The organism is Vogesella urethralis, assembly GCF_007644045.2.
Classification (GTDB): domain Bacteria; phylum Pseudomonadota; class Gammaproteobacteria; order Burkholderiales; family Chromobacteriaceae; genus Vogesella; species Vogesella urethralis.
In genome coordinates this window covers 1-1,405 of sequence record NZ_VMDW02000023.1, presented here as the reverse complement: position 1 = coordinate 1,405, position 1,405 = coordinate 1, and the positions used below count along the sequence as shown (strand labels likewise).

2 protein-coding genes are annotated in these 1,405 nt (G+C 51.0%); both read left to right on the top strand.

The window, feature by feature from the left end; genetic code table 11:
* The first annotated feature begins 274 nt into the window (after positions 1–274).
* Positions 275–655 (top strand): helix-turn-helix domain-containing protein, encoded by a 381-nt coding sequence (locus tag FLQ03_RS01010; protein WP_144374139.1) that lies wholly within the window; start codon positions 275–277, stop codon positions 653–655.
* A 12-nt stretch (positions 656–667) separates the two neighbouring features.
* A complete protein-coding gene (locus FLQ03_RS01005; protein WP_144374138.1) occupies positions 668–1,138 on the top strand; it encodes a hypothetical protein in 471 nt (156 codons plus the stop codon).
* The last annotated feature ends 267 nt before the right edge of the window (positions 1,139–1,405 follow it).

Sequence of the window (1,405 nt, the reverse complement as noted above, 5' to 3'; positions counted from 1 at the left end):
GGCTTGCTCATGACACCTCCTTGTAGGGCCTAGTGTGAGGCTCACGAGGTATCTAGGAAAGTGAGGGCGATTCAATGTTCGGACGCTTTGCACGGATGTGCAGGCAATGTGTTGATGTTGATTTTGACTTGCGTTAGTATAGAGTTAGTTAGTGTTGTGGCAATGGAACAGTAAGTATTGCTTGATTTTGTTTGAGGGGAAATCCTTTATAACAATATTGCTGAACCTAAGAACTGACTTTTTTCGGAAACCAACTTTAAAGGTTTGATTTGACATGTCGCAGCGAACTGAACTTCCACCTGTTTCAGCCCCTGATTTTCGAGTCGCACTCAAAGAGGCGCGACTAAGTCGCAATTTGAGCAAGCGGGCGCTCGCTCACTTGGTCGGTATCCACGAAGTCATGCCCGCACGCTACGAAGACATGAACAACTCGAATGCGACCCTGCCTAGTCTGGAGACATGGCGAAAACTGAACGCAGTACTGTTTCCCGCCTCGGAAATGGCTTCAGGCGGGGATGAGCTCCCATTGAAGCCGCATCTGACTCGGCAGGATTCCATCTCGCAACAGGGTACTTTGCTTGCGGATGTCTCGATCGAGAATATCATTGCAGAACTCAAGCGCCGCGGCGCCAGCTCTGTATCCATAAATTGGTAATAAGAGATCACCATGCTGCACACTATGCCAAGTCTTGAAGACCAACATCGAATCACACGGCTGAAAACGCCAGAGGAATGCAGGCAATTCATGCTGAACGCCGAAGCCAAACAGCCGGACCTTGTGCCAGTAGCACGTCGGCATGCTATCGAGCTGAAGATTGGGCAACATGCATTTGAGACCGACGTATCCCGCGACATCTGGCGGGTAGTCTATGCACGGGAAGAAGTTATCTTCTTTACCAACAAGAAAAACCTCAAAGCCCGCCACATCCGAAAATCCATCGAACATCGCGGGGAGATCGAGGCTGTCGCGGCTATCGTGAGAAAGCCAGCTGGGGAGGGGTTTGAGTTGCAGCATGCACTCGGACTGGGGGATTACACCTTTGAGGCCGTAGTGATTCGTCACCCACACCATTTCGATGCTGATCTCGTCAAGATCGCACAAGAAAAGCAAGCCATGCGCATGCAATCTCCCAAATAGCCGGGGGTGCAAGACCACGCGCGATGGGTGCTCATGAAGAGATTTGTTGCTTAACTGGCGTAGTTCTAGCGGATCAGCGAACGGTGGGCACTTGCCTTAGTGGTCTGTCCCGTTCCCCGTGGACACTAACTTAAGGTGGATAATCGCCACCAAGGAGCAGTGTTCATGACCAAGACCAGACGTACTTTTCCGGCGACGTCCCCCCAATCTCAGTAGCACTACGCTTTAGAGTCCAAGGCTAATTTACCGGATTTCTCCGCCAGTAAT